General features: G+C 48.6%; 14 protein-coding genes and 1 riboswitch. Of the genes, 9 read left to right on the top strand and 5 right to left on the bottom strand.

Translation table 11 applies throughout. The features are described from left to right. Positions 1-4 precede the first annotated feature (4 nt). From ACYVJM_RS28610 to ACYVJM_RS28595, 4 genes are all read right to left on the bottom strand, one after another. On the bottom strand, positions 5-448 hold the full coding sequence (locus ACYVJM_RS28610; protein ID WP_012931391.1) for a universal stress protein: 444 nt from the start codon (positions 446-448) through the stop codon (positions 5-7). Positions 449-459: 11 nt separating this feature from the next. Continuing rightward, complete coding sequence (locus tag ACYVJM_RS28605; protein WP_012931392.1) at positions 460-855, bottom strand: DUF190 domain-containing protein; 396 nt, start codon at positions 853-855, stop codon at positions 460-462. Between the two features lie 12 nt (positions 856-867). Then, a complete protein-coding gene (locus tag ACYVJM_RS28600; RefSeq protein WP_012931393.1) occupies positions 868-2,226 on the bottom strand; it encodes a voltage-gated chloride channel family protein in 1,359 nt (452 codons plus the stop codon). A 237-nt stretch (positions 2,227-2,463) separates the two neighbouring features. Then, positions 2,464-2,527, bottom strand: a riboswitch (Fluoride riboswitch). 201 nt (positions 2,528-2,728) lie between these two features. After that, complete coding sequence (locus ACYVJM_RS28595; RefSeq protein ID WP_012931394.1) at positions 2,729-2,971, bottom strand: type II toxin-antitoxin system prevent-host-death family antitoxin; 243 nt, start codon at positions 2,969-2,971, stop codon at positions 2,729-2,731. Positions 2,972-3,264: 293 nt separating this feature from the next. On the opposite strand from ACYVJM_RS28595, the gene ACYVJM_RS28590 reads away from it, so the two are divergent. Continuing rightward, positions 3,265-4,254, top strand: coding sequence for a site-specific integrase (locus ACYVJM_RS28590; protein ID WP_460963606.1), 990 nt, complete (start codon positions 3,265-3,267; stop codon positions 4,252-4,254). Positions 4,255-4,368: 114 nt separating this feature from the next. Beyond that, positions 4,369-6,420: an ATP-binding protein gene (locus ACYVJM_RS28585; RefSeq protein WP_460963605.1), complete on the top strand. Its 2,052-nt coding sequence runs from the start codon at positions 4,369-4,371 to the stop codon at positions 6,418-6,420. 274 nt (positions 6,421-6,694) lie between these two features. On the opposite strand, the gene ACYVJM_RS28580 is transcribed toward ACYVJM_RS28585, so the two are convergent. After that, positions 6,695-6,886 (bottom strand): hypothetical protein, encoded by a 192-nt coding sequence (locus ACYVJM_RS28580; RefSeq protein ID WP_012931256.1) that lies wholly within the window; start codon positions 6,884-6,886, stop codon positions 6,695-6,697. 824 nt (positions 6,887-7,710) lie between these two features. On the opposite strand from ACYVJM_RS28580, the gene ACYVJM_RS28575 reads away from it, so the two are divergent. The 7 genes from ACYVJM_RS28575 to ACYVJM_RS28545 all read left to right on the top strand — a co-directional run bounded on the left by ACYVJM_RS28575 (position 7,711) and on the right by ACYVJM_RS28545 (position 24,172). Next, the gene (locus ACYVJM_RS28575; protein WP_461151592.1) at positions 7,711-8,304 is read left to right on the top strand and encodes an RNA polymerase sigma factor; all 594 of its coding nucleotides are present in this window, start codon (positions 7,711-7,713) and stop codon (positions 8,302-8,304) included. Between the two features lie 195 nt (positions 8,305-8,499). Beyond that, complete coding sequence (locus ACYVJM_RS28570; RefSeq protein WP_461151591.1) at positions 8,500-9,618, top strand: FecR family protein; 1,119 nt, start codon at positions 8,500-8,502, stop codon at positions 9,616-9,618. A gap of 246 nt (positions 9,619-9,864) precedes the next feature. Further along, positions 9,865-13,413, top strand: a complete 3,549-nt coding sequence (locus ACYVJM_RS28565) for a TonB-dependent receptor (RefSeq protein ID WP_461151590.1) — start codon at positions 9,865-9,867, stop codon at positions 13,411-13,413. Positions 13,414-13,456: 43 nt separating this feature from the next. Next, complete coding sequence (locus ACYVJM_RS28560; RefSeq protein ID WP_461151589.1) at positions 13,457-15,205, top strand: RagB/SusD family nutrient uptake outer membrane protein; 1,749 nt, start codon at positions 13,457-13,459, stop codon at positions 15,203-15,205. Positions 15,206-15,316: 111 nt separating this feature from the next. Then, positions 15,317-20,146 (top strand): cellulose binding domain-containing protein, encoded by a 4,830-nt coding sequence (locus tag ACYVJM_RS28555; protein WP_461151588.1) that lies wholly within the window; start codon positions 15,317-15,319, stop codon positions 20,144-20,146. 178 nt (positions 20,147-20,324) lie between these two features. Beyond that, positions 20,325-22,295, top strand: a complete 1,971-nt coding sequence (locus tag ACYVJM_RS28550; protein ID WP_461151587.1) for a glycoside hydrolase family 127 protein — start codon at positions 20,325-20,327, stop codon at positions 22,293-22,295. A gap of 29 nt (positions 22,296-22,324) precedes the next feature. After that, a complete protein-coding gene (locus ACYVJM_RS28545) occupies positions 22,325-24,172 on the top strand; it encodes a glycoside hydrolase family 97 protein (RefSeq protein ID WP_461151586.1) in 1,848 nt (615 codons plus the stop codon). Positions 24,173-24,182: the final 10 nt, after the last annotated feature.

The following is a 24,182-nucleotide window of genomic DNA, read 5'->3' as shown; positions in this document are numbered from 1 at the left end:
ACGCTTAGTCCTGCAGATGGGTCGGTACGACCAGCACCGGGACCTTACTGTGCCGCAGGACGTAATCGGTCATACTACCCTGCAACAGGTGAAGTAGTCCACTCCGGTCATGAGTGCCGATCACCAGCAAATCGGCACCTGCATCCTCAACCGCAGCCAGGATCGTTTCCTCGGGTTTGCCCTCGGGCATCAGCGTCTGAACGGTCAGGCCCGAACCCGCGCTTTGTTTCAAGTTATCCAGGAGCGTTTGCCCGGCCGCCCGTTCGCGCTGACGAGCCTGGTCGGGAAACTCACCACCGTCGATGTTACCCATTTCCAGTACGGGGTCAATAACGTAGATCAACGTTACGTCGGCCCCGCAGGAACGGGCCAAATCAAAGCCAGCCTGCGTCGATTTTAGGGAGTACGGACTGGCATCAACCGCCATGAGTATGTTTTGAAAAGCCATTGTCGTATGAATTAAGAGTAGTCAGTGATTAATGAGGGAGTAGGTGTGTCGCGAAAAGACCAGTGTTCAGCAGCTTTATACACCATCGTTTTGTGTTGCAACAGCGCATACTGTTGCTGGCAGAAAGCTTCCAGGGCGTCCTTGTGGTCAATCAGCTCCACGTAAATATTCAAGCGGGGGTTACCCTGTTCGGGATGATCGTCCTGTAAAGCGCCCCGGTTGGTATAGCCATACTGCGAATGATGAATCGTCGCATGGAGAATTCCGGCCGCTTTAGCCCGGTGAATCAGCTCCCGGGCGAGCGGCTTGCCCAGCAGTCGTCCCAGCAAACCCGGTGCGGGTAACTTGTCGGTGGGTGTCAGGTAAATCCGTAATTTTCCCAGTTCCGATTTATGTAAGGTTGGCATTGCTTTGGTTGATTAGTCGATCCGATTTCCGGTAAAGGCCCTCCGGCGTAACGTTTGAATGCGGCTCAAGGGAGCCTGGTGGACAATATCTCGGCCCGTTGATTTAGTCACGCCCAGCCGTTGGGCGGAATAGATGCTGGTATGGCCACTGAAGAAGTAGGCCACAAAGCAGGCAATCGCAAAAAAGATCAAATTGTCGGAGCCAAACAGCTCCAGGCCCATCAGCGTCGAGGCAAGCGGAGTATTAGAAGCCCCAGCGAAGATGGCGATGAAGCCCAGGGCTGCGAATAAATCGACGGGCGCATTAAACCAACCAGCCAGCAGATTGCCTAGGCAGGCGCCGATGAAAAAGAGCGGGGTTACCTCGCCCCCTTTAAAGCCGCTGCTGAGGGTGATGGCCGTAAACAACAGTTTCCAGAACCAACTCCAGGGAGTTATCCCACCTGAATGAAACGCATTGAGAATGGAAATGCCGTTAGGCTGCTGACTAACCACCCCCAATCCTAGATAGTCGCGGGTGCCTACCAGCCACACTAAACCAATTAATAAGACACCCCCAATAATAGGTCTGAGATACGTTGACGGCAAATACGTCTTATAGAGACGTTGCAGTCCGTGCGTCAGTTCCGAGAAGACCAGCGCTGCCAGGCCAAATAAAGCGCCAGCCAGGGCCACTTTAGTTAGTAGCCAGCCATTCGGCACCGAAAAGGTCGGGATGGCCGTATGCGAAAAGGCAACCTGATAATGGATGTGGTGAATGCCCCAGGCCGCGCAGGTAATGTCGCCAAGAATACTGGCCATCAGACAGGGAATCAGGGCCTGATACCGCAGCTTGCCAATGGTCAGCACCTCCAGGGCAAAGACAGCCCCAGCCAGGGGAGTGCCGAATATGGCGCCAAAACCAGCGGCAATCCCACTCATCAGTAGGATGCGCAAATCGGCTTCCGAGAGCCTGAGCTGTCGGCCCAGCACCCCAGCGATACTACCCCCCATCTGAACGGCGGTGCCTTCCCGACCGGCTGAGCCGCCAAAAAGGTGGGTCAACAGCGACGTTAGCAGCACCAGGGGAGCCATACGCCCGGGTACGCCCCCGCCCGGTTGATGAATTTCATCGATGAGTAGGTTGTTCCCCCGTTCCGCATTTTTACCGCCCTTCTGATAGAGCCATAGAATCAGAACGCCAATCAATGGCAGCCCGTAGAGTAGCCAACCATGTTGCCAGCGAAGCTGGGTAACTTCGTCGAGCGCCCACAAAAAGAAAGCGCTGGTCGTACCGCTAAGCAGGGCCACCGGCAAAATCAGCAGAAACCATTTTCCTAAAAATCGCAGGAGGCTGAGGTGATCCTGAACGTAGTGAAGGGTTGTTTTCATTATTGATTCATGAGTTTTTGTCGAACCAGGCAATAGCCAAGCGACTCAAGCCGTCAGAATGGGGTGAGATAGAATTAGGGGGATACAAGAAGGCCTGTCCGAAGCGGGGAACCGCGCGGAAAACTGAACAGCCGTGACGATGAGGGCCAGCCACAGGCAGGCACATCAGCCGGCATAGAAAATGAATAGATTGGGGTGATGAAAAAGCTGAGCATACAAACGTCCTGTTTCGGGGAAACGAATACAGGAGTTATCAGCTTTTTGAGGGCGGTTCCAGGCGAACTCCATCACCTTTGATAGGTCTATTACAATGGATGCGCCGAAATAGTTTCTTAATGATTAAATACTGAACGACAAGTAAGTATTGGAGGTGGTCCGTTTCGTCCGGATTCTATTTGAGTCAACGTCTAAAAAAGTAGTTCGTTCCCTTTCGTACTAAACCCGCTATCATTGTACAAAATCATAGATATCCTTATCTGGTATGCACAATGGGTGACTATCGTTAAACGGTTTCTTTATCTGTTTCGCTGATTTTGTCAACAGATGCATCTGCTTGCTGACGATCTGCCAACGTTTGACTATAAAAGGATTCTAGTTCAGATAGTCGGTCAAGTATAGCTATCGGTACTAAAGCGGCTACCCTCTTTTGTCCTTTTGTCAGCACGAAAGACTTATTTGCATAATAGGTCTGGTTAATGTATTCACCAACCTGCCGACGAAATTCGTTCATGGCTACATTTTCCATTGTGCATAGTTATGTTAATGCAAAAGTGCATAAAAAGTTTTTAAGTCCTTTATGTAATCAGCGATTAATTACATTAAAATAAATTTATAGAAAAGTATTAAAAACTGATAACATATAATATTGTTATACTTGTTATTTATTCAATTACAGTCATTTGTAAAATAGACTTAAATTCATTTTAGTATTGATAAGTAAATGTTATCGATAGTAAAGTGCAAAATGAATGTTTAGCTGCTTTAATGTTTGTGTATCTTATGCGCAATCCGTAGGTTTGTTAACATTGACTGTAATATATGGATAAGCAAACTGTGTCCTTTTTACCTATTACGCAAAACGATCCATTTTCGTTGGTTATTTTGCCTCAGTTGAGTGGGGACCAGCAGAAGTATTTGCTGAAAGGGTTACAGGGAGCGGCTAATACCGAGCGAGCGTACCGAGCTGACCTAAATCATTATACTACCTGGTGCCAGCAGCAGGGGGTGGACGCTTGGCCCGCTACGTCGGCTGTGTTGGGAGAGTATGTCTCAGCCCTGGGTCCGAAGCGCAAGTGGGCAACTATCGCGCGTCGACTTTCGGCCGTGCGCAAATGGCATGAATTGCTTGACCTACCCAGCCCGGTTGATGATCGCTGGTTAAAGGCGACACTGAAAGGTATCCAGCGGGAACATGGTACCCATGCTGAGCAGGCACCTGCGTTTGGCGCTAATCAGTTGAAAGGTATTCTGCGTAAACTTGTCACCGATAGTAAGGGGGTACCCCGGTTTGGACCACTGCGTGATAAAGTCGTTTTGCTGCTGGGTTTTACGGGGGCCTTTCGCCGGTCGGAGCTGGTGGCGCTCAATGTCGAGCAACTTCATTTTGGTGAGGACGGTGTGGTGATTACATACTACGGAAGTAAAACCAATCAGATAGGACAGCGAGAAGAAAAGGCCCTTTTTTATAGTCCCGATGCTCAGATTTGTCCCGTGCGTACATTACAGAAATGGGTAGCTCTGCTGGAACGAACCAATGGCCCCTTGTTGGTAAGAATACGAAAGGGCAACGAACTAACCGAGGAGCGATTAACAGATCAGTCGATTGGAGCCATTGTTAAAAAGCATATGGGTGACCGATTCTCAGCGCATTCGATGCGGGCCTCATTTGTGACAACGGCCAAGCTCAACGGGGCTGATGATTCAGAAATCATGCAACAGACCAAGCACAAAACCAGCGCCATGATCCGAAGGTATACCCGATTAGATTCGATCAAGCAGCATAACGCGGCTAAGAAGTTAGGCTGGTAAAGCGAATTCCGAAAGCCATTACCAATGCTAAATGTTAAACGGCTTGTCATCCGTAAATCAACCGTCTAAATTGCCAACTAATGTAATTTTTTCAACTCTGCACCTTTTTTTCTAATGGAAGCTGTCATTTCAAATAACGAATTTATAACCAACATTGCTGGGAGAGTACGCAATCTGAATCTACCCCTAAAAAAAGCTTTGTGGCCATTATTTGAAGTTGTCAGCAACTCAATACATGCTATTGAAGAGCTAGGCTCAACGAAGAAAGGAAAAATAAATATAACACTAGATCGGGAAGGTCATGACGAAGCCTTAGTTTCTCTCGGCGATGTAAATCAGTATTTTATTAAATCGTTTATTATTACGGATAATGGCATTGGCTTTAATGAACGAAATTATAAATCGTTCCTCACGGCAGAATCAGATTATAAAGAAGATAAAGGATCAAAAGGTATTGGGAGATTTGTCTGTTTAAAAGCATTTAAAAAAATAGAATATAGTAGCACCTATCAGAATAATTTAGGCGAAACTGAAATTAGAAATTTCACATTAAAAGCGTATGGTAAGGGCTTTGATGAAGAGCCCATTGTAAAATCAGAGGCTAGGAAAGAGTCAGGTACTAAAGTCATACTTAATTCATTTTATGATGAATATAAGAACCACTGCCCGAAGTCAATTGATGAAATAGCAGAACTTATAATAGAGCATTTCTTTATCTATTTTATTGAAGGTAAATGCCCGATCATTACGATCATTGATACAAATGGAAATCAGGTTACGTTACAGGAAAAGTTTGGTATAGATTTATTACCTAACTTAATTAAACGAACCTTTAAAATTAAAAATACTGAGTTTACTCTTAATTTATTGTTAGTGGATAAAACCGAAGGTGGTCACCGGGTACATTATTGTGGAAACTCTAGGGATGTTGTCAATGAACCTATCAGCAAATATATTCCTGATTTGAAAAGTAACGTCTACTTAGTTGAAAGTGATCAAAAGAACCTCAAAGTTTACATTACCTCCACATATTTGGACAATAACGTCGGGAATGAGCGGACTCGGTTTAATTTCCCAGACAATGAGGAAGATGCTCCCTATGATTATATTGTCACGTTTGAGGATATAAAAAAACAAATAGAACACGAACTGGAAGAAGAACTAAAAATTCCGTTAGCAGCGCTTAGAGAGCAAAAGATGGCATCTGTTAAAAAACATGTCGAACAATATGCTCCTCAATTCAAATACGTGTTAAAGTATAAAGAGGATGAAGTGAAAAAATTACCAGCTACTCTAACGGGAGAAAAACTTGATGTCGAACTATTTAAGATACAACAGAAACTGGAACTTGATACGAAGATTCTAGGTAATGAAGTGCTAAATGGCCATGACTATAAGAACGTTGAGGAGTATCAGAAAGCTTACGATCAGTATCTGGAACAATCCAATGATATTGGCAAATCGAATCTAGTTAAGTATGTCATACATAGACGAGCAATTATTGATTTATTAAATAAATATTTAGGTGAGGAAGGAGATAAATTTCAGAGCGAAAAAACAATTCATGAAATTTTCTTTCCTATAAAGAAAGAGTCTGATGATGTAAAATATGAACAACAAAACTTATGGCTCATCGATGAACGGCTTGCCTATCACTATTACTTGGCATCCGATAAACCAATGGCTGACATGCCTGTTCTAGAAAATATTAAAACGACTGATCGACCGGACTTATTTATTTTTAATAGCAGCTTTGCCTTTGTCAATGAAGAGGCCCCTTTTAACTCGTTTATTATAGTGGAGTTCAAGAAACCTGAGCGGAATGATTATTCGGACAGGGATGAGAAAAAGAATCCTGTTGATCAGGTGATAGATTATATTGGTAAGTTAAGAAGTGGTTCGGCGTTAGATAGAAGAGGTAAATTTATTCAGGTTTCTGATAAGGACAAAATACCTTTTTATGCCTATGTTATTTGTGATTTCAATCCTAAACTTATTAATATTCTAACTACCAGAGACTATATAATCACGCCAGATGGGATGGGTTATTTTTACTATCACAAACAATTTAATGCCTATATAGAGGTGATTTCTTATCAAAAGCTAGTTAAAGATGCAAGAAATAGAAATCGAATACTTTTTGAAAGGCTAGGAATATCCGTTTGAAGTAGGAAAGTTCTGTAGAAGAGTACGCCATACACAGCCAGTACGGCATCCTTAACGCCTGTTGTAAACTTGAGAATTATTTATACAAATCATCTCTGATAATGTCTGTTTCTGGCAGTAAAAGTGCACTAATTGACGTCTTAAATTAATGGTACGAAGTACATATTTTTAGTAATTTACTCGCTTCTAATGAAACATTCCGTACGAATGTAGGTACCCCCCAATAATGGTTAATTTTAGTTATTTCAGGAATAAAAGAGTTGGTTTATATCAGTTAGCCAGGCCACTTCTCTAAGCCAGCTGCAATCCGTAAGGCTCGTTGGATGTCTTCCCAGTAGTACCCACTGTCGTAACCCGTAGACAGGCGATCACAGATACTTAGAAAATCTGTGGCGTCCTCCACGCGCTGTTTTTGAATCACCGATTGATCGGGCTGAGTGGGCAATTGATCGGGCATGGCTTCCATGCTGCAAAATAAGCCTTAATCAGCTAAAAATGTAAGTAAAAAATTGGCCAAATCGGCCCGCTACACTTGTCATAGTACCGTGTTAAAGCGCTCCAGCAGAATAAAAGTTTGTTCGGTAATGCCCATACTTCCCATACTATACCCATCAACTGTATTTACTAATTCAATGTGTAGTTGAAGTGACGAATTTGCTCCCTTTTTTTAGATTTACCCCTTTTCAAGAGATCACTAAACTGTTAAATCTTGCGCAGGGGTTTTTATAAATCGTGGCTGGCGATACTTGAGCATGTCAAGATGAATAACTATGAATTAGTGTGGCGCGATTGGGTTTAGATTGATAAGCTCAATTACAGGCAATATGGTAACTCGTTTCAGTGACGTTGCTTATAAAATTTCAATATTCTAAGAAAATAGAATATTTCTAATAATCTGGCCTGCTATTCTCAGATAGAAAGAACATATCTACCACTTATGTATTAGCCATTATAAAGAGAATAATTTAATATTTTTTGACCAAAATCCCATTCTGCAAACGTTTGCGCAAACGTTTGCAGAAAATTATACCCCTTTTTAGCCTATTGTGATATTCATTATTGCTTGACATCTTGTACTTATTGAGTATTTTAGTAGAATATATTCAGGAAAGGGGTGTAATGGGCTGTAGCTACGTATTGATTGCTTTTACCTACTCTACTCCATTAATTGTATTTTCCCAGGAATGAATGCTCTTAGGCAAGTTTATTAATAATGATTTGTTTTGATTATTTGATCGGATTGTGTTCTAAAGACACCAATACTGCTTTACAATTTTACTTAAATTAATTATGGCGTGCTCACAGACAATTCCTGCGGATGAACAGCTAATGGCTCAGCTCTGGATTCGGTTTAAATCTAATGATGAGCAGGCTTTTGATCAATTGGTTCAGGCGCGGTACCGGGTTCTGTTCAACTATGCGACACGGTTCACGAAAGATCGTGAACTTATCAAAGACTGCCTCCAGGATTTATTTCTGGAGCTCTGGAACCGTCGGGCCGCAATCGTCGAAACACCTTACGTGACAATTTACCTGATCAAAGCGTTTCGGAATAATTTATTCCGTCGGATACGCCGAGAAACGGCCCGCCCCTTTGTAACCGACGAAACATTGGATTTGGAAGCAATTGTTACGGAGGATTTAACGGCCGAGCATAAATGGATTGCCGACGAAATTTTGATTTCGACGGAGCAAAGTATTAAGCAAGCCGTCGATCAGTTACCAAAACGGCAACAGGAGGTTGTGTTTCTAAAATTCTACGAAGGGCTTACTAATGATGATATTGCGCAGGTAATGGATATTGAAAAACAAACGGTCGCCAATTTTCTCTATCGAGCTATGACGCAACTTCGGACTATCCTGCCTGTTCGCGTATTTTCCTGATTCAATAATTTTTAAACACCTAATGCCAGCTGAATGACCTAGTACAAAAAGGTCATTCAGCTGGCATTAGGTGTTTAGAGATAAGTAATCAATCAATCTTTGCTCCAATAAAATCCAAAAAAAATTTATAAAAAAAGAGTATGTCCCCGAATTAGCCGACTACTTCTTTATAAATAGGGAATTACTGACAATTCTATGCCCGATTATACAACCTATACATTTGACGACTTTGTGCTGGACGACCGATTTCGGCAATGGGTGTTTAGGAATGGGCCCACCGATCAGACATTCTGGAACGAATGGCTGAATAAGAATCCGGATAAAGTAGATCTTGTACTGGCTGCCCGTCAATTTGTAAGTCAGATGCAACAGGCGCAGGAAGAATTAACGGATGAGGAGTTAGCCAGCGAGGTATCTCGTATCCGAATTAACCGGAAGAAAGCACAGGATCTCGACGAGCTACAACCAGTACCAGTACCAGTACCAAGCCGTTTCACTGGCTGGTTACGGATAGCTGCGGCTGTTGCGCTTGTTGGCTTAGGAACAATAGCTTTTTTTTATTGGCGTACACCCGCTACGCCCCTCGCTGTTTACCAAAATATGGTTGAGCAACAGGCCGGAACGTTACAGGAAGTGCATAATACTAGCAATGCCAGCCAGTTGGTTCGTTTACCCGACGGAAGTAAGGTAACGCTTTATAAAGGGAGTCAGATTAAATTTCCCCGCGCGTTTACGGGTCGGAAGCGAGAAATTTTCCTGGTTGGTGAAGCTTTCTTTGACGTGGTCCGTCGGCCTAAACAGCCCTTTATGGTTTATACCAATCAATTGACAACGCAGGTGCTCGGCACCAGTTTCACCGTTCGTGCCTATGCTAATGATAAGGAAGCTAAAGTAATCGTTCGGACGGGAAAGGTTTCGGTTTTTAAGACGCTACCCAATGGAAAGCTGGGTGAATTGACCGGCAGCGAACCAGCACTTATTCTCACGCCTAATCAGCAGGCCACATTTCAAGCAACCGATCGCCAGTTGGAACGTTCGCTAGTAGCGTTGCCCGAGCCAATGGCCATATCCACGGGCCAGCCCCAGACACTCGTTTTCGAGCATACTCCGGTCGTAACGGTTTTCAAAAAACTGGAAGCCGCCTATGGAATTGTGATCAACTACGATGCAGACCTTCTGATCGGCTGTGAACTGACAGCAGAATTTGGCTCAGAATCCTTATTTGAGAAGCTTGACCTGATTTGTCGGGCTACCGGGTCCCGTTACGAAGTAATTGATGCCCAGATTGTTATTTATAGTAAAGGCTGTCAGTGACGGGTTTCAGCCCAGCTGGACCAACCAATTTAAACCAACAGGATGCTTATGAAAAGACCTGATCACTCACTCCGAAAGTAGCCTATGTGCTCGCTAAAAGCCTAAGCGACTCGAACGGTTTCCCCAACTTTTTCCTACCCACTAACAACAGTTTGATCCAGGCATGTACTGGGTAAGGGGATTTTTTGTGCCAATTCTAAACAAGTATTTTTATTTATAACTATGCAAATCATTACAAAACCACGAATGATTTTCACCAAAATCATGCGAATAGCCTGTTATCAGATCTTCCTGGTGAGCTGGTTTTCCAGTCTGGTCATGGCCCTCGATGGGAAGGGTCAGGAGTTGCTGAATCGTCCGATTTCCGTTACGATTGAGAACCAGCGGGTCGAGCAGGCGATCAGGCAGATTGGGAAACTGGCTTCGGTACGATTTATTTATAGTCCTCAGGTCATTCGTTCAGAACGAAGAGTAAATCTATCAGTACAAAGTCAACCGCTATCGTCCGTCCTGAATGCCTTGTTGACCCCACTTCAGGTTACTTACGAAGTCGTTGGCTCACAAATTATTCTGCGAAACAGTAGCACCAGCCAAATCACAACTGTGTTGCCGGAAAAAGCCGTTGCGGCTGCCGACCAGACACTCTCTGGAACGGTAACCGATGAAAAAAACGAACCATTGCCTGGCGTAACCGTTGCGATTAAAAACACCACGCGCGGTACAACCACCGATGCTAACGGTAAGTACTCGATTTCAATACCAGACGATAATGCCGTATTGGTATTCTCATTCGTCGGCTACGAACGGCAGGAGATTATTGCAGGCAAATTAACTTCACTGAATGTTCAACTGAAAGGAGAAGCTCGTGGCCTGGACGAAGTCGTCGTTGTGGGCTATGGATCCCAAAAACGGGCTACTCTAACCGGTGCTATTGCCACAATCGACAATAAAGTATTTCAGGACAGAGGAGTTGTCGACAATCCACTTTCTGCATTGCAGGGCCAGGTGCCGGGCGTCATCGTAACGCGCTCCTCAGCGGCTCCGGGCCGGGCCAGTTGGAATTTTCAGATTCGGGGAGCTACTTCTACTAACAGCACCGAACCGCTGATTCTAATCGATGGAGTTGCCGTCAGTAGCCAGGCTGCTCTGAACTCGATAAACCCAAATGACATTGAAAATATGTCTTTCCTGAAAGATGCCTCGGCCGCTATCTACGGGGCCCGGGCTGCGGGGGGCGTTGTACTGGTGACCACCAAACGGGCAAAATCCGGCAAAACCACCATTCAATACGATGGTTCGATATCCCAGAAGGCCCTTGGTTTACAGCCTCACCTGATCAATGTTCAGCAGTTTGGCCAAGGTCTGGTCGAAGGAACGACGAACGATTATTACGGTGTAGCGCCCACTTCGTTTCTTTGGTATAGGTTTGGACAATTGATGCTCAACCCACCTGCTGCGGGTTACCTTGACTATACAAACAACGGTACCGTATCGCCTGCTAATAACCCGCTCAATCCCGGCTTCGGTGACGTGAAGGATCAAACATTCTTTAACACCAACTGGGTAGACATATTATGGGGAAAGGCTACCTCAACGCAACATAACCTGAGCATATCGGGTCGCAATGAACGCTCTGGCTATCGGGTATCGCTCGGTTATCTGAACGATGGCAGTATGCTTCAGTGGGGTAAAAACTCCAATAGCCGATATAATATCCGCCTGACGCACGATTACCAGTTTACGAATAAGCTGAAACTCGAATCGAATATTTCGCTTGAAAAAAACGACATTATTCAACCAACCTTAATCGGTTCAGTAATGGGTCAGTACCAGCAACCAGGTTTTCCGGTGTCGACCATCAATGGCAGGCCCTACGCCTGGGGTACGCAGTACAGTCCAAACTGGCAGGCTGAGTTAGGTGGTGAGAACAAAGAATACAACAACCGGGTATTTACCAACTTCCGGCTTAGTTATCAATTGAGTAAGAATCTGAGTCTGGTTGGACAGGCTGGCTATAACTGGACTGCTACCGACATTAAGGAACAACAAAAAGTAATTTCCTGGTACAATTATCTCGGCACGATTCAGGCCGCAGACAACCCGACCCGCCCCAATTCATACTATTCACGTCGTTTGGTGAAAGATGCCTATGCAACCCTGAATGCGTATCTAAACTATGCCAAGACGTTTGGCCAGAATCACGACATCAGCGTAACCGTTGGTACGAACTACGAACGTGATGAGGCCAATGCCTACACGGCTCGAACAAATTACGTGGCCAACGACAACGTGCCTTCGCTGAATTTAGGCATCGGAGATGCAACGACCAAAAGCGTAACGGAAAGTCAAAGTCACTATGCCATCGGGTCTTATTTTGGGCGCTTTAATTATGCTTACCAGCAGAAATACCTGCTTGAAGTAAATGCTCGCTACGATGGTTCATCAAAATTCGATGCGTCAAATCGCTGGCAGTTATTTTACGGGTTATCGGGTGGCTGGCGTATTTCGCAAGAAAACTTCATGAAGAGTCTGACGTTCCTGAGCGATTTAAAACTCCGGGGCTCATACGGAACTGTCGGAAACCAAAGTGGCATTGGTCTGTATGATTACATCCAATTGCTGAACGTAGCGGCTACGTCTGGCGCAACCAGTGCTGGCTTTCCAATTATTGGCGCAAGCCCGGTTGTCACTGTAGCGCCAACGTCAAGCCTGGTTAGCCTGAACCGTACCTGGGAACGGGTTGAAACCACCAATTTTGGTCTTGACTTCTCGGTTCTGAACCGCCGATTGTCAGGTAGCTTCGATTATTTCGTCAAGCACAACCGAAACATGTTGCTGGGGCAGACTTTCCCGGCAGTACTGGGCGCTACGGCGCCAGCAGCCAACATCGGTCACCTGAAAACCTGGGGCTGGGAAGCGGCCTTAAACTGGAATGACCGGATTGGACAATTTGGGTATCGCATCGGTGCCAGCCTGACCGATAACCAGAACGTACTGGTGAGCTATGGGGGGGCAAATGTGATCAATCAGGGCTATAACGCAAACGTTGAAGGGTACGCTCTGGGCTCCTACTTCGGTCTTGAATATGCTGGCCGCATCCAGACGGCCGAACAATTGGCGGCTGCCCGTGCACTGTCTCCTGGGAATAACATCAATATGCCCCTTACGACATCTACATTACCTGGGGTACGTATTGGTGATAACAGCTTTAAAGACCTCAATGGCGACGGTAAACTAACTGTGCCGGGCGATTTGAAATACCTGGGCCGTGATGATCCACGCTACAGCTTTGCCCTGAATCTGGGTGCCGACTGGAAAGGCTTCGACTTTCAGGCCGTCTTCCAGGGAGTAGGCCAGCGAACGATCTTCCGGGAAGGAAACTGGCGAGTACCGTTCGGCTCGATCTTCCAGGGCCAAACGGACTTTTGGATTGGCAAAACCTGGACTCCGACGAACACCGATGCCTACTACCCCATTTTGTCGACGGGTCAAAACGCAACTACCTACAATACCTACAACTACCAGATTTCGGACTGGTCGGTAGAAAATGGTGCCTATGTACGACTGAAAAATCTGGTGGTTGGCTACACGGTGCCGCTTAGCATTACCAAGCGAATCAAGGTTGACCGGCTTCGGGTGTATTATTCCGGTAACGACCTGTGGGAAGCCAGTCATATCCGCGATGGCTGGGACCCCGAAGCGACTCGCAACGTTGGGCGCGCCAACAGTGAAAACACGTTCACCCGCTATCCCTTTTTCCGGCTGCATACCGTGGGTGTAAACCTTACTTTTTAACTACATGGTCTTCGCTGCTGGCGAAGACCGAAAAATATACACTATGAAATCCTTTCGGAAAATTTATCTCATTTTACTGGCTGGCACGCTGACGCTAACCCAGAATGGCTGTAATAAAGCCCTGGACCTGGACCCGCTCGACCAGCTTTCGGATGCCGCCTACTGGCAATCGCCAAATGACTTTATGCTGGCTGCCAATGCGTTTTATTCCTACGAGCGGTCGTTTATCGATGTGCTTTATGACGCAAACGGTTCCACGCAAAACTATCATTCTGATTTCAAAAGCGACTTTGCTTCGGGTCAGAATGCCTACAGCCGTGGGTTGAATACGGTACCGGTAACGGATGCGAACTACAACAACAACTATAGCCGGATTCGCACGATCAATTACATGCTGGGCAAGGCCAGCGCATACAGCAACCAAGCTGATATTGCCAAGTACGTCGCTGAGGCTAAGTTCTTCCGGGCGTATGTCTACTTCGATCTGCTCCAGATTTTCGGGGGTGTACCCATCATCAGCACACCACTGGCAACCGATGCTCCCGAATTGCAGGCCCCCCGTAATACGCGGGATGAAGTGGTCGACTTTATTGTAAAAGATTTGAACGAAGCCATTGCCGCTCTACCGGCTAAAACAGCCCAGAATGTATCGACGGAACAAGGACGAATCAATAAAGAGGTTGCACAGTCGTTCCTGGGCCGGGTAACGTTGTACGAAGGAACCTGGCAAAAATTCCGCAACAATGCCGGCCGCGCCAATACGCTGCTCGACGCATCCGTTGCCGCCAGTGGAGCTGTTATTACCGGAGCACAATACCAGTTGTTTGCTCCAGCCGCCCTGGGCGATTCGGCCCAGAAATACCTGTTCATCCTGGAAAATCAGAAGTCGAACCCCGCTAACCTTACCAAAAGCGCGAACAATGAGTACATTCTGGCCAATCGCTACGACTGGACGCTCCGGCAGATTCGCCAAAACGTGTCGCGCCAGGCGCAGGTAATGTCACCCACCAAAAACTTTGTCAATCTGATTTTGTGTCAGGATGGGTTGCCCATTGAGAAGTCACCGCTTTTCAAAGGATATGCAACGATGCTTTCGGAATTTCAGAACCGGGAAAACCGGATGAAATACACGCTAAAGGTGCCGGGTGGGTATTACTGGTTTGGTATCAATAACGCCCGGGTTGACTGGACAAGCGGAGCGGCAGACCGAGCTACAGCTTATGCGTCACCCTTTAAAATGTACACGGGTGGCCTCGGTGGTTATGGTCACCAGAAATGGATTACGGAGCGGGCCGTGACCGACAACGAAGAGGCCTATGACTACCCAGTGATCCGGTATGCTGAAGTCCTGCTCAACTATGCGGAAGCTGTATTTGAACGGAACGGGACGATCAGCGATGCTGACCTGGACAAGTCCCTCAACTTGGTTAGAAATCGGGTAAACAAGACGATGCCTAAACTAAGCAATGCCTTCGCACAGGCCAACGGGCTGGATATGCGTACCGAAATTCGCCGGGAACGTAGCGTAGAGCTTTTTTATGAAGGCTTTCGAGTGGACGATCTGAAGCGCTGGGCCGCTGCCAGTGAGTTACAGAAGCCGTTGATTGGTTTAAAATGGACGGGTACGGAGTACCAGACCTTGTGGCCTGCGATGGCTTCAGCTGCCAAGGATGCTGAGGGTAACATTATTATTGACGGCAGCCGCTCGTTCAGCGACAAAAACTACCTGCTACCAATCCCTACGCAGCAAATTCAGCTGAATCCACAGCTTACCCAAAATCCGGGTTGGTAAACAACTGCCCTTTGCTTTCCTAGCTACAATAAGGCCACTCAGCTAAGTTTAATACATACTGGGTGGCCATTTCTTCGACCTTACTTCAACAATTCTCTTCCTAAATCAGTCATGAATCATCTTTACTTCTCCACGGGCTGGGGTAAGGGTTTTATTGCCCTTCGACAAGCCATTTGCCTCATTTTGCTGCTATTAGCAGTAACGCCCTTCGTAAAGGCACAGTCATTTATTCACCCGGGGTTACTGCATAAACAGGCCGATTTCGACCGGATGAAAAGCAACGTAACTGCTGGTGCCCAACCCTGGAAAGCCGGTTGGGACGTGCTGACTACTAATTCGCACTCGTCACTGACCCGCGCGTTTACTAACCCGGTTCCGGCCACCATTTACCGGGGCTTTAATGGAACAAACCCAGAAAACTACGCGTCCATTTTCCGGGATGCAGCCTCGGCTTACCAGACCGCACTTCGGTGGAAAATTTCGGGCGATGATGCTTACGCGAACAAATCTATCGCCATTCTGAACGCCTGGGCGGCTGGTATGACAACCATCAGTGGTACAGCCGACCGTTTTTTACTGGCCGGTATTCAGGGGTATCAACTGGCCAATGCCGCCGAGATTATGCGCTCGTACAGCGGCTGGGCGCCAGCCGATTTCACCCGGTTTCAAAACTGGATGCTGACCGTTTGGTATCCGATGAATCATGATTTTCTGGTGAATCACAACGGGGCCTGCATCAGTAATTACTACGCTAACTGGGATTTATGCAACATGGCCTCCATGCTAAGTATCGGTGTCCTCTGCGACCGTCGGGACATTTACAACGAAGCCATTGACTACTTCAAAAATGGAGCAGGAACAGGCTCAATTAAGAATGTTGTCCCTTACGTGTACGGTGACCTGGGTCAATGGCAGGAAAGCGGTCGCGATCAGGGGCATACGGTGCTGGGCGTGGCCCTGGCCGGTTCGTTCTGTGAGATGGCCTGGAGTCAGGGCGACGATCTGTACGGGTACGACGACAACCGGCTGCTGAAAGGGTTTGAATATATCGCCAAATATAACCTGGGTTACGAGGTCCCCTATACGACCTACCGAAATTGCATCGGTGTTGTACAGACGATTGTATCGGAAGATCAACGCGGTAATCTTCGCCCAGTATGGGAGATGGTCTACAACCACTACGTCAATCGAAAAGGCCTGAGCGCCCCCTACTCCACCCGTTTTGCCCAGCTTGTGCGGCCCGAAGGGGGCGGAGGTAATTACGGCCCCAACAGTGGTGGTTACGACCAGTTGGGTTTTGGCACATTGACGTTTTCGCTTGAAGAGGTAGCAAAGCCGAATAGCCAGACCATTACGTTCCCTCCTATTCCAAACAAAGACTTTGGCGCTGCCGATTTTTCGCCGGGAGCAACCGCCAGTTCAGGGCTACCCGTTGTCTATGCCAGTTTAAATCCGACTGTTGCCTCCATCAACGCCGATGGAACAATACACGTGTCAAAGCCCGGAACAGCAACGATTACGGCTCAGCAAATGGGTGACAGCCAATACAATCCGGCACCTGTTGTCTACCAGGTTTTCACCGTAAACCAGATTCCCGGGGTTACGGATGGTACCTGGACGAACACGGCGGGTATCCTGACAACCACCCTTTCATCGGTCGCTGGCAGCGCCGATTTGAACTGGCCGGGTCAGACATTTACCGTTGGGGATTTTGTGCGGCTGAGCGGAACCGTTCCGGGTGGTTTTACGGCCAATACAAACTATGCCGTTGTGGCCGTGAATGGATCGGCAATACAGCTCTCACAACGGCCAGGTGGTACGGCCATTACGGCTACTACAACCATCTCGAACGGAACGGGTAACCGGTTCCTGAAATGGCCAACGGCGACCAACTGGAGCAATTCAGTGGTTCCGGGCGGAGTTCAGGCCAACGCGACCTTTGGGGCCACCAGTTTTGGAAATATTGGGGGTGTTCAGCTGGATGGTACTATCACGGTAGGTACGTTGACCTATGCCGCCAACGGCACCTCGGAACTAACGCTGGCCAGTGGCCTGAATGGGGGTACGTTAACGTTTCAAACGTTGTCGGGCACGCCCGCGATCAACATGATCAATACGGGTGCCCGGAAGCTGTTCATGGGAAATGCCAACAACAACTCGCGGGTACCGTTAAAAATCGCCGGGACGCAGGGGTTGAAAATTACGACCCCGGTCTACGGTGGCAGCGGTTCATACGCAGGTCTGCGGATACAGGCGGCTATGGACTGGAGCGGTTTGCAGGGCGGCCTCAATCTGGCGCAGGGTACCATTGAATTGCACAACACCACCAATAGCCTCACCGATGCTAACAACGTATTGTTACCCCCCACCCGGCTGACGATGGGAACTGATGCGACGGCTGTACTGGTCTATAATGGAGCAAACCTATATGCCAACAAACAAACCATTGGAGCGCTCGATGGCACTTCTGATGCCTACATCATCTCGCGCAGCAACCTGACAAACGGGGCTTCGATCCTAGCGATTGGTATTGATAATCAGGACGGTACGTTTGATGGCACAATTGGGTCGGGTCCTACGGCCGATGCCGTGGATAAGGGTCGGGTCAATCTGGAAAAAGTCGGTACCGGTACGCAAACCATCACGGGATCGATCAAAAACGGAACGACAACCATTGGTGGAACGCCTTTTTATTCGTCGGTGACAGTAAATAACGGCAAACTGGTGCTAACTGGCGCAAACGAATACCAGGGAGCTACTACCGTCAACAGCGGCACACTGGTTGTCAATGGTTCGCTGGCCAGCCCGGTATCTGTAACCGGCGGCACCTTAGCTGGCACTGGCCTGACCAGTGGTTCAGTCACCATTGGCAGTGGGGGATTCCTGGCACCAGGTAACTCAATCGGTACGTTCACTTCCTCAGCAGAGTTACTCCTCAGCACCGGTGCAACCTATCAGCTTGAGTTGAACAGCAGCAACAGTACCATGGATAAACTAGTGGCCAACGGGGTTTCGCTCAATGGGGCGAACCTGGTTTCCAGTGACCTTGGAAATGGAGGCAGCCTGCCAGTCGGCACCAGCTACGTGATCATCGACAACACGTCGACTAATCCCGTTACAGGAACATTTGCTGAGCTAGCCGAAGGAAGTAGTATGACAATAGGATCGATTCGCTTTCAGATAACATACCAGGGCGGAACTGGAAATGATGTTGCGTTACTAGTATCGAAACTATCTCAGACGATTACGTTCAACCCGTTGCCGTCCAAATCTGCGGGTGATGCTGATTTTGCTCCAGGTGCCACAGCCACATCAGGTTTATCCGTAAATTATACCAGTTCGAACACCGACGTAGCAACGATTGTCGACGGCAACATTCATCTGGTTGGTCCAGGCTCAACCACGATTACCGCTACACAAGCCGGGGATGCAACATATACAGCCGCAAACCAGGTTAGTCAAACGCTGACCGTTTCAAAACGTAGTCAGACCATCACATTTGCCCCCTTACCGTCTAAAAAAGTGGGTGATGCTGATTTCGACCCAGCGGCTATCGTTAGTTCTGGCTTACCAATCTCCTATGCCAGCTCGAACGTTTCTGTTGCGACAATTATCGATAACAAAATTCATCTGGTTGGTCCGGGATCAACAACGATTACAGCTTTGCAGGCTGGGGATGCTACCTACGCAGCAGCCGCTCCAGTTGATCAGGTTCTCGTGGTAACACTGGCAACACTGGTAAAAGTGAAATCGCTGGATGGGGATAATAACAAAACGACAAATAATGTCATTCGGCCTTACCTGACGCTGGTTAATGAAGGCACAACAGCTGTGGCCTATAGTGAGCTGACCGCCCGTTACTGGTTTACGGCTGAGAACTATGCGGGCATTAATACCTGGATTGATTATGCGCAGGTAGGCAACAGCAATGTCAAACTGAAATACGTGATACTGGATCAGCCGCGTAACGGCGCACTGGGATATATCGAGTACAGCTTTACGGCTGGAGCTGGCACTTTGGTAGCTGGTGGTAATTCTGGGCCTATTCAATCCCGGTTCGCCAATACAGACTGGGCAGATTTGAATGAAAGTAATGATTATTCCTTCACTCCTCAGTTGAGTTATGGAACGAATGAACGCATCACCGTTTATCAAAATGGCTACCTGATCTGGGGAACTGAGCCCGCTCTGGTTACTCCGGTGGTCAAGCTAAAGGTCTATACCGAAAACAGGAATCGCAACACAGGGAGTAATTCGATCAGTACGTACCTGAAAGTGACGAACGAAGGTAATGTTCCCGTGTCTTATGGTGACCTTTCGGTACGTTACTGGTTCACCGCCGGAGGAACGCAGAGCCTCAACTACTGGATCGACTATGCGAAACTGGGTAATTCAAACGTGACGGCGCAATTTGTCAGTAATGTAGGACGCACCAACGCAGACACGTATTTCGAACTAAAGATAAATCCGAGCGTAGGTACGTTATATCCATCAGGCACGACAGACAACATTCAGTACCGGATCGCCAAAGCTGACTGGTCGAATTTCAACGAAACCAATGACTATTCGTATAAGGTCGCGGGGGCAATGGCGGAGAATGATCGGGTAACGATTTACCACAAAGGGCAACTTATCTACGGCACTGAGCCTGCTTCGGGTGCCCGTATGGCTGCTGAACACACAGATAACCCGCTTATTCTGACTGCGCTGGGCAACCCGGTAGCTAACGATCAGGCCATTATCAAAATTCGGGGAGCTACCGGTCAGCCTCTTAAACTGACGCTAACGGATATAACTGGTCATGCACTGTTCGAACATCAGATCGAGTCTGTTACGCCTGGTCAGCAGCAGGGTATTCCGATGAGCCGTCAGTCAGGTATCTATTTGCTTCAGGCATCTACCAATACTGAACGGGTAACGATTAAACTAATAAAGCCTTAGTGCCAGCGACTATGTTTTGATTGACAAGCAAGAGGAAGCCATACGGTTTCCTCTTGCCGTTAAAGGGGGTATGCATACAGAAATCTTCCTTGCTTTTAAGCCGTCTGAAAAGGGTATGCGAAACCAGGCATGGTCTATTTCAGGATAGAGGCAGTTTAGTGTATGCCTTAGCCTTTCTATGACGAAAACCCTTCGCATTTTCCAAAAATACAGCCTCGTGCGGGGCCTCTTCACGTTTGGTTTGATTGGCCAGTCGGTCCTGGGCTTGGCGCAGTACCCCGGCCAGTCGGCCGACAAAATGAAGGTGCCGGTGAACGTACCCATCAAAGCCCAAAGCTTCGATTTGCAGGATGTCCGGATTACGCACGGCTTGTTCCACGATAACATCGAGCGTGAAGGAAAATGGCTCTTATCACTGCCTGTCGACCGATTGATACACAGCTTTCGGGTCAATGCGGGCATGAATACGCCCAAGCCGGGTAGCCCAACCAAAATGCCCAAGCCCCTGGGGGGTTGGGAAGGGCTGGATATGGAACTTCGTGGCCATAGCATCGGCCACATCATGTCGGGTCTGGCGCTACAGTATGCCTCTACGGGTCGTGACGCCTTTCGAAAAAAAGGCGATAGCCTGGTGACGGCCTTGGCTGACGTACAGCGGGTTCTGAACCAGAACGGCTACCTGAGTGCCTATCCACAGCAGTACATCGACCGCAACATCGCCGGCACGGCCGTCTGGGCACCCTGGTATACGCTGCACAAACTTTTCGCCGGGTTTACGGATCAATACACCTACGCGGGTAACCGGCAGGCGCTCGACATCGTCACAAAAATGGCGTCGTGGGCTAGCGCGAAACTGTCGCCACTGACACCCGAGCAGCGCCAGAAAATGCTTCGAAATGAGTTTGGTGGCATGAATGATGCCTTCTTCAATCTGTATGCCGTAACGGGCAATCCGGATCACCTGAAACTGGCGCAGTTTTTCTACCATAAAGCAGCCCTGGAACCGCTCGAAAATGGGCAGGACAATCTGGATAAGGCTCATGCTAATACGTTCATCCCCAAGCTGGTCGGTGAAGCGCGTGATTATGAGTTGACAGGTAACGAGAAAGCTAAAACTGCCGCCCTGTTCTTCTGGAAAACGGTCGTGCAGCATCACACCTATGCGCATGGGGGCAACAGCGACAAGGAACATTTCTTCGAGCCAGACCAGCTCTCCAAACACCTGACGGGCAACACGAGCGAAACCTGCAACACGTATAACATGCTCAAACTGACCCGGCACCTGTTTACCTGGTCTGCCAACGCGACGGTTGCGGACTATTACGAGCAGGCGCTCTACAACCACATCCTGGGTCAGCAAGACCCCGAATCAGGCATGGTCTGCTATTTCACGCCCATGAAAGCGGGGGCCTACCGGCTCTACAGCACACCCGATCAATCGTTCTGGTGCTGCGTGGGCTCTGGGTTTGAAAGCCAGTCGAAATACGGCGAAGCGATTTATTACCATGACGACAAAGGCGTGTACGTCAACCTGTTTATTCCGTCGGAAGTAAGCTGGAAGCAGAAAGGTGTCACCCTCCTACAGGAAACCAATTACCCCGAAGAATCAACCACTCGCCTGACGGTGCAGACAAAAACGCCGGTACAAATGCCGGTATACCTCCGGTATCCGGCCTGGGCAACGGCAGGTGTCACGCTGAAAGTAAATGGAAAAGCAGTCGCCGTCAAGCAGTCGCCGGGTAGTTATATCACCGTCGAACGTACCTGGAAAGCGGGCGATCAGATCGAGCTTACATACCCCATGGCGCTCCGGCTGGTGCCCACCAACGATGATCCTGCCGTGGCAGCAATTGCCTACGGACCGATTGTGCTGGCGGGGCAACTGGGAACGGCTAATTTGAAAGGAACCGCCCCGTTTCATGATCCGGCCGACCCGTACCAGTATTACGGCTATGATTACACCATTCCCGATTCAATTAACCATATGCTGACCACCGGCGGCAAACCGGTAACGGATTGGCTGAAACCCGTTTCCGGAAAGTCGCTGACGTTCCAAACGGTAGCCATGCCGGGGGGCAAACCCGTTGAACTGGTGCCGTATTACCGGACTCATCGGCAGCGCTATGTCGTTTACTGGGACCTGAAATAATCCTTTTCACTCTTCTCACTCAAGAACGTATGTCCGGCAGGTCTGCATTGTATGGCTGGTTGATTGGCTTGTGCTTCATATCGTCAATCGTTGCCGCTCCCAAACCCAAAACGTATCAGGCCTTATCGCCCGATAAAAACACCCGCATCGAGATCACCGTTGATGATCAGAAAGCGCTGGTGTATCGTATGTTGTTCGCCAATGAACCGGTATTGACCTGGTCGGCGCTGGGGTTTGGGCTGAACGACGTAGCCGTCGGATTAGACGCTGTGGTTAAAAAGCAGCGGACAGAGACGCATACTGAATCAATCGCGTGGCGGTTGGGCGAAAACGACGTCATCCACAATAACTACACGGAGCTTACGCTGGATTGCGTCTCTGGGTCGGTGTCGTACCGGCTCATTGCGCGGGTCTTCAACGGAAGCGTGGCGTTCAGGTACGTGGTACCGAAAGAAGCCGGGAGTACGCCCGGTAAAATCCGGCAGGAGCATACGACGTTTGTGCTTCCCGGCGACTTTACGATCTACCAGTACAATGAAGAAACCGTGTTTACGCCGACCGCCGTGGCCGACCTTCAAAAAACCTGCGATTTCCCGGCTACGCTGACCAATGGCCGTTTGTTTCTGTCGATCGGCGAAGCGGATAATACCAGCTACACCAAAGCCGTATTGACCAAAGGCGCAACACCGAATACCCTGGCGGTTGGCTTTGGAAAAGACTCAGTGCAGACGAACGACACGTTCCAAACCCCCTGGCGAACCGTTAGCGTGGCTACATCAGCGATCGGGCTGCACGCCTTCAGCGACCTGCCTCTGCGGCTTTGCCCCCCATCGTCGCAACCCGTCCCCGATTGGATCAAGCCGGGTAAACTCATCCGCTCGTCGCTGACGACGCAGGGTGGCTTGAACTGCGTCGACTTTGCGGCTACTCACAATCTGCAGTACGTTCTCTTCGATGCAGGCTGGTACGGGGCTGAATTTCGAACCACCTCTGACCCCACGCAGGTCATTCCAGCCATCGACCTGCCGAAGGTGATTCAATATGGGAAAGAGAAAAACATCGGCGTGATCCTGTACGTCAACCGGGTAGCCTTGCGCACCCGGCTGGATGACATTCTGCCGCTTTACAAGAAATGGGGCGTGGCGGGGCTGAAGTTTGGCTTCGTAGACGGACTGACGCAGGAGGGCATCAGCTGGTTGCCCGGTGCCATCAAAAAGGCATACGACCATGGCTTTATCCTGGATATTCACGACAACTACAAACCCACGGGACTAAGCCGAACGTACCCCAATCTGCTGACGCAGGAGGGTATTCGCGGCAACGAAAACAACCCCGATGCGTTTCATAACACGGTGCTGCCCTTCACCCGTTTTCTGGCCGGTGCCGCCGACTACACGTTTTGCTACCCCAACACGAACCGGTATTTCACCGATAATCTGTACAAGAGCAAGTTGCAGGTGAGCAAAGGGCAACAACTGGCGCTGTCGGTGGTGTATTTCAGCCCATTGCAGGCTATTTTCTGGTACGGCAACCCCACGGATTATAACGACGAAGGGGAGATCGAATTCTTCAAACGCGTACCGACCGTCTGGAATGAAAGCCACTATCTGGCGGGTGAACCCGGCAAATTCATCAGTGTAGCGCGCCGGCAGGGTACCACCTGGTACGTTAGCTCGGCAGCCGGCCTGATGGAGTGGACAGGTAAGCTCTCGCTTTCCTTTCTCGCACCCGGAAAGCGGTATCTGGCAACCAGTTACGAGGACGATGGAACGGGCAGTATTCAGAAGCGAGTTGCCGAGGTCGGGGCAGGCGATTCGTTACCGGTCAGCCTGAAAGCTAAAGGCGGACAGGCCTTAATTCTGGACGAGAAGCCATAAAACCACGACG

The sequence above is a fragment of the Spirosoma pulveris genome, assembly GCF_054781875.1.
The sequence above is the reverse complement of the archived record's forward strand: the minus strand, read 5'-3'. Positions and strand labels throughout refer to the sequence as shown.